Origin of the sequence: Escherichia sp. E3659, assembly GCF_005781135.1 — a bacterium.
Classification (GTDB): Bacteria; Pseudomonadota; Gammaproteobacteria; order Enterobacterales; family Enterobacteriaceae; genus Escherichia.
The window spans coordinates 21,735-28,141 of sequence record NZ_VATQ01000059.1 but is presented as its reverse complement, the minus strand read 5'-3'; the positions used below and the strand labels follow the sequence as shown (position 1 = coordinate 28,141).

Genomic DNA, 6,407 nt, shown 5'->3' with positions numbered 1-6,407 from the left:
CCGCTTGGCGATACCCCAATAACCGGGCGGTGAACCGCTTACTCGAAGAAGATGGCTGGGGTACCTGGATTCGAACCAGGGAATGCCGGTATCAAAAACCGGTGCCTTACCGCTTGGCGATACCCCATCCGTACAACGCTTTCTGGTGAATGGTGCGGGAGGCGAGACTTGAACTCGCACACCTTGCGGCGCCAGAACCTAAATCTGGTGCGTCTACCAATTTCGCCACTCCCGCAAAAAAAGATGGTGGCTACGACGGGATTCGAACCTGTGACCCCATCATTATGAGTGATGTGCTCTAACCAACTGAGCTACGTAGCCATCTTTTTTTTCGCGATACCTTATCGGCGTTGCGGGGCGCATTATGCGTATAGAGCCTTGCAGCGTCAACCTCTTTTTCAAGGAAAATTGCTCGAAAGTGACTGTTTGGTTAGGTTGCGAACAGCGTGGCGCTATATTCGTCAATTATTGTTTACTTTGTGTTTTTCCCCCGCCCTACAGCCATTCTTTTGTCATACAGAATGAAATTCGGAATTCAACAATAGTGGTGGGAAATTAATCCATGAAATACTGGCCCGTTGCAACAGGACAGGGCAGGGATCGCTACGCCTGCATCTCTGCTATCACTTCAGGCGATTTATTGAGGGAATACTATGCTGCGTTTTATGACGATGTTGATGGGTGTCTTATTACTTATGCAATCCGCGTTTGCCGATACGGTCAAACCGGAAATCGGTAAATATGTTTTTGGCTATCGTGGGCAGGAAGGCGCTGTGGTATGGATGATGCGAATCGGGCCGAAAGCGTCTAATGAGGCACTCGTTCAGGTATCGCATGTTGATAATGACATCGATGGTCAGATTTTTCGCTGTAAAGTGAAAGCATTACAGGAAGGTGAGAAATCCTATACCGCCGTAATTAAGGGCAAATCTTTTGAGTTATTACGCCTGAAAGAGGGAAATGGCAGCCTGCATATTCCGGATGAGCAGGCGACCTGGTTGGTGGCCTACAGTGATGAGTTGTCAAACAGCGATGTAGCAAATCCGGAACATTTCCTCACTGCATATCAGAATCAACAAGCGCCCCAGTAACTGAAATTGCCCCGGATTTCTCCGGGGCAGTACCGCATTTCTTACTTATACGCCGACTGGTGAACACCAACCGCACGACCAGATGGATCGTCCATTTTCTTGAACGCTTCATCCCATTCGATCGCTTTAGCGGAAGAACAAGCGACGGAAGGACCGCCCGGCACGCACTCAGCGGCGCTCGGAAGCGGGAACAGTTCTTCAAAGATCTCCCGGTACAGATACGCTTCTTTGGACGTCGGCGTGTTGTACGGGAAGCGGAAGCGGGCAGTTTCCAGCTGTTGATCAGAAACCTGCTGCGCCGCCACTTCTTTCAGGGTGTCGATCCAACTGTAACCGACGCCATCGGAGAACTGCTCTTTCTGCCGCCAGGCAACACTTGCAGGCAGGTACGACTCAAAACATTCACGCAGGATGTGTTTTTCCATCTTACCGTTGCCGCACATTTTATCCTGCGGGTTAATACGCATTGCTACGTCGAGGAATTTCTTGTCGAGGAACGGAACGCGTGCTTCCACGCCCCAGGCTGACATCGCTTTGTTGGCACGCGCGCAGTCATACATATGCAGGGCCAACAGTTTACGCACCGTCTCTTCATGCAGTTCTTTAGCGTTCGGCGCTTTGTGGAAGTAAAGATAACCGCCAAACACTTCGTCAGAACCTTCACCGGACAACACCATTTTAATGCCCATCGCCTTGATCTTACGCGACATTAAATACATCGGTGTTGAAGCGCGAATGGTGGTCACATCATAGGTTTCGATGTGGTAAATCACGTCGCGGATGGCATCCAGACCTTCCTGTACAGTGAAGTGAATTTCGTGGTGCACAGTACCCAGATGGTTAGCCACTTCCTGGGCTGCTTTCAGATCCGGTGAACCCGGCAGACCTACGGCAAAGGAGTGCAACTGAGGCCACCAGGCTTCAGAGCGTTCCTGATCTTCTACGCGACGAGCGGCATATTTCTTGGTGATCGCGGAAATAATTGAGGAATCCAAACCACCCGAGAGCAGCACGCCGTAAGGCACATCAGACATCAGATGGCTTTTTACGGAATCTTCCAGTGCCTGACGCAGTTCATTTTTATCGGTCACGTTATCTTTCACTGCATCAAAGTCGAACCAGTCGCGATGATAATAAGAACGGATTTCGCCGTCCTGACTCCATAAATAGCTCCCCGCCGGGAACTCTTTAATCGTGCGGCAAACTGGCACCAGGGCTTTCATTTCTGAGGCCACATACAACTGACCGTGTTCGTCATACCCCATATACAGTGGGATGATCCCCAGATGGTCGCGGCCAATCAGGTATGCATCTTTTTCGCTGTCGTACAGGGCAAAAGCAAACATGCCCTGCAAGTCGTCGAGAAATTCCGGCCCTTTTTCCTGATACAGCGCGAGGATCACTTCACAGTCAGACCCGGTCTGGAACTGGTAACGATCGCCATATTCGGCGCGCAATGTCTGGTGGTTGTAGATTTCACCGTTTACCGCCAGTACGTGGGTTTTTTGTTGGTTGTAGAGAGGTTGCGCCCCCGCGTTAACGTCAACAATTGACAGACGTTCGTGGGCGAGAATGGCGTTATCGCTGGCATAAATACCGGACCAGTCCGGGCCACGATGACGCATCAGGCGTGACAGCTCGAGTGCTTTCTTCCGCAGTTCAACTGCGTCTGTTTTGATATCGAATACGCCAAAAATTGAACACATAACCTTCTCCGTTAACCTGGTATTTGTTGCTTGTTGTGTTTGCTTGTTTAAAAAAATGCCGCAAAGCAGCACTGTGCGCAAGAGATTTGGCGGTCGAAAAATAAAAAACGTAATAGTGATTGTCGATTGGTGAAAAAAGGTCTGGTGTGAGGATGTATTTATTGATGAATCGATAATTTTTAGCGGGTTTTATTGAATGGTTATATTTTACGGGGGCCAAATTGCTGACAAAGTGCGATTTGTTCATGCCGGATGCGGCGTGAACGCCTTATCCGGCCTACAAAATCATGAAAATTCAATATATTGCAGGAGCTGCGTAGGCCTGATAAGCGTAGCGCATCAGGCAGTTTGGCGTTTGTCATCAATATCAACCACGCCCTGAGACGTGGTTGCTATTCAGATAACGTCGATTTCAGCGACTGACGGGTAAATCCAGCTTGGGCGGAACGGCATACTGTCGATATCGTCGAGCGACGAAACGCCGGAGAGCACAAGAATCGTCTCCAGACCGGCCTGGAAGCCCGCCAGAATGTCGGTACGTAGGTTATCCCCGACAATCACTGTTTCTTCCGAGTGGGCCTGCATTTTGTTTAATGCCGCACGGATGATCCACGGACTCGGCTTACCAACATAGAACGGTTTGCGCCCGGATATTTTCTCAATGCCCGCGCACAGCGCGCCACAGGCGGGATAAAAACCGCGCCCGTGGGTGTCCGGGTTGGTGGCGATAAAGCGTGCACCATTAGCGACGAAATAGGCCGCTTTATGCATCATGTCCCAGTTGTAGGAACGCGTTTCGCCAACAATCACAAAATCAGGGTTAACATCGGTAATAGTAAAACCGGCTTTGTACAGTTCATGAATCAGTGCGCCTTCGCCCACCACATACGCTTTCTTGCCTTCCTGGCGACGCAGGAAATCGGCGGTTGCCATCGCGGAGGTATAAAACACGCTGTCCGGCACATCGACACCGGCAGTGGCAAAGCGGTTCGCCAGATCTTGCCCGGTCTGCGAAGGATAGTTGGTCAGCAACACCAGCGGCAGGCCTTTATCCATAATCCCGTGCAAAAATTCCGCTGCACCCGGTACGGCGACGTTATCGTGCATCAGCACGCCGTCGATATCGCAAATTACATTTTTAATGGTCATGGACTACCCAGAATATTGACAACAATAAGCGCCACTATAAAAGCACATTAATTTTCCAGCAAATGCTGGAGCAAAATACCGTTGAGCATGGCGCGTTTTACCAGCGCAAAAGCGCCGATTGCTGAGCGGTGATCCAGCTCAGAACGTACCACCGGCAGATTAGTGCGAAACGCCTTCAGTGCCTGAGTATTAATGCAGCTTTCGATAGCAGGGAGTAGCACTTTATCGGCTTCGGTGATTTCACCGGCAATGACAATTTTTTGCGGATTAAATAAGTTGATAGCAATGGCGATGGTTTTGCCCAGATGACGACCTACGTACTCGATCACTTCCGAGGCCAGGCTATCGCCTTTGTTCGCGGCTTTGCAGATTGTTTTGATAGTGCAGTCATCCAGCGGCACACGGCTCTGATAGCCCTGCTTTAATAAATTCAACACCCGTTGTTCAATGGCTGCGTTGGCAGCGATAGTTTCCAGGCAGCCGAAGTTGCCACAGTGGCAGCGTTCTCCCAGCGGTTCCACCTGAATATGGCCAATTTCACCGACGTTGCCGTTGCGGCCGATAAAAATGCGCCCGTTAGAGATGATTCCGGCCCCCGTTCCGCGATGCACGCGCACCAGAATGGAGTCCTCGCAATCCTGACTTGCACCGAAGTAGTGCTCTGCCAGCGCCAGACTGCGGATATCGTGGCCGACAAAACAGGTCACTTTAAAACGCTCTTCCAGTGCTTCAACCAGCCCCCAGTTTTCCACCTGAATATGCGGCATGTAGTGAATTTTGCCGCTGTCCGGGTCGACCAGCCCTGGCAGGATCACTGAAATGGCGATCAGCTCCCGCAGCTTGCGCTGGTGGTTATCAATAAACTGAGTAATGGCATTCAGCAGGGCATGTTCCAGCGTCTGCTGGGTACGTTCCGGTAGCGGGTAATGTTCTTCTGCCAGAACTTTGCTGCTGAGATCAAACAGGGTGATGGTGGCGTCGTGACGACCGAGACGTACGCCGATTGCGTGGAAATTGCGGGTTTCGGTGACGATAGAGATAGCGCGGCGGCCCCCGGTGGAGGCCTGCTGATCAACTTCTTTGATCAGCCCGCGTTCGATAAGCTGACGCGTAATTTTGGTTACGCTGGCGGGGGCAAGCTGGCTTTGCTCAGCAATCTGAATTCGCGAGATTGGCCCATGCTGGTCAATCAGGCGATAAACCGCCGCGCTGTTAAGCTGTTTTACGAGATCAACATTACCTATCTGAGCTTGTCCGCCTGGTGTCATACTTTCTCTTATTGGGTTACGACCTCGTTACCGTTAACGATGGTCCTGGTGATTTTAAAATCAGGTGTGAATGCGGTCAGGTTGGCCACTTTACCTGCGGCGAGAGTGCCGAGACGTTTTTCAACGCCAATCGCACGAGCCGGATAGAGCGTCGCCATACGCAGCACTTCATCCAGTGCGATACCGCAATGTTCAACCAGATTACGCACGCCTTCAATCATGGTTAAGGATGAACCACTTAACGTACCATTCTCATCCACACAAAGTCCGTTGCGGTAGTATATTGTTTTACCCGCAAAAATGAACTGTTCAATATTGGCACCTGCTGGCGCAGTCGCGTCAGTGACCAGACACAGTTTGTCGCCTTTCAGACGCTTGGCATTGCGAATGTTGGCGTAATCAACGTGCAGACCATCGGCAATAATACCGCAATAAATGTCCGCTTCGTCGAGGATCGCGCCCGCCAGGCCCGGTTCACGACCGGTAATATACGGCATCGCGTTGTACAGATGGGTGGCAAAGGTAATCCCCGCGCGGAAACCGGCTTTCGCTTCTTTTAACGTTGCATTGGAGTGACCGGCAGACACCACAATCCCGGCATTTGCCAGTTTGCTGATCACTTCTGCTGGAACCATTTCCGGTGCCAGCGTCACTTTGGTAATGACATCGGCATTTTCACACAGGAAATCGACCAGCGCGGCATCCGGTTTACGTACGAAATTCGGATTATGGGTACCTTTTTTCACCAGATTCAGCCACGGGCCTTCCAGGTGTAAACCTAACGCCTGATTCGGATGTTTTGCCAGGTACTCGCGCATCACGCGAATACCCTGTTTCATCAGGTCATCGCTGGTGGTGATAAGCGTCGGCAAATAGTTTGTGCAGCCTGATTTCTCATTGGCTTTCTGCATGATTTCCAGCGTTTCCACGCTGACCGCTTCAGCGGTATCGTTAAACTGTACGCCGCCGCAGCCGTTTAACTGCACATCGATAAAACCGGGGGAGAGAATGGCCCCGTTCAGTGAACGTTGTTCAATCTCTGGCGGCAGTTCCGCTACTGGGCAGACGCTTTTAATCAGGCCATCAGCGATAACAACCGCATGGTCATCAAGAAATTCATGACCGGTAAAGATCCGGCCCTGGGTTAATGCATACATTCCGACCCCCGATTTCAAAAATAATAATGCCCTGAG

At 51.0% G+C, this 6,407-nt stretch carries 5 protein-coding genes, 3 tRNA genes and 1 pseudogene; 2 read left to right on the top strand and 7 right to left on the bottom strand.

The features are described from left to right. Positions 1 to 52: 52 nt before the first annotated feature. From FEK47_RS24250 to FEK47_RS24240, 3 genes are all read right to left on the bottom strand, one after another. Positions 53 to 127: transfer RNA gene (locus tag FEK47_RS24250), tRNA-Gln, on the bottom strand. Positions 128 to 150: 23 nt separating this feature from the next. Next, a tRNA-Leu gene (locus tag FEK47_RS24245) sits at positions 151 to 235 on the bottom strand. A gap of 9 nt (positions 236 to 244) precedes the next feature. Continuing rightward, a tRNA-Met gene (locus FEK47_RS24240) sits at positions 245 to 321 on the bottom strand. A gap of 332 nt (positions 322 to 653) precedes the next feature. Here FEK47_RS24240 and FEK47_RS24230 point away from each other — a divergent pair. Then, positions 654 to 1,091, top strand: a complete 438-nt coding sequence (locus FEK47_RS24230) for a hypothetical protein (RefSeq protein ID WP_135486506.1) — start codon at positions 654 to 656, stop codon at positions 1,089 to 1,091. A 41-nt stretch (positions 1,092 to 1,132) separates the two neighbouring features. Here FEK47_RS24230 and asnB read toward each other — a convergent pair whose 3' ends face one another. After that, a complete protein-coding gene (gene asnB / locus FEK47_RS24225) occupies positions 1,133 to 2,797 on the bottom strand; it encodes an asparagine synthase B (protein ID WP_135404597.1) in 1,665 nt (554 codons plus the stop codon). 247 nt (positions 2,798 to 3,044) lie between these two features. Between asnB and FEK47_RS25710 the strand changes: the two are divergent. Further along, positions 3,045 to 3,143, top strand: a pseudogene (locus tag FEK47_RS25710) (hypothetical protein); the annotation flags it as partial. A gap of 50 nt (positions 3,144 to 3,193) precedes the next feature. Here FEK47_RS25710 and nagD read toward each other — a convergent pair. Genes nagD through nagA form a run of 3 tightly spaced genes read right to left on the bottom strand, consistent with a single transcriptional unit; the run spans position 3,194 to position 6,371 of the window. Continuing rightward, positions 3,194 to 3,946: a ribonucleotide monophosphatase NagD gene (nagD, locus tag FEK47_RS24215; protein ID WP_000153129.1), complete on the bottom strand. Its 753-nt coding sequence runs from the start codon at positions 3,944 to 3,946 to the stop codon at positions 3,194 to 3,196. Between the two features lie 47 nt (positions 3,947 to 3,993). Beyond that, positions 3,994 to 5,214 (bottom strand): DNA-binding transcriptional regulator NagC, encoded by a 1,221-nt coding sequence (nagC, locus tag FEK47_RS24210; RefSeq protein ID WP_130215043.1) that lies wholly within the window; start codon positions 5,212 to 5,214, stop codon positions 3,994 to 3,996. An 8-nt stretch (positions 5,215 to 5,222) separates the two neighbouring features. After that, complete coding sequence (gene nagA, locus FEK47_RS24205) at positions 5,223 to 6,371, bottom strand: N-acetylglucosamine-6-phosphate deacetylase (protein WP_135486505.1); 1,149 nt, start codon at positions 6,369 to 6,371, stop codon at positions 5,223 to 5,225. Between the last annotated feature and the right edge of the window lie 36 nt (positions 6,372 to 6,407).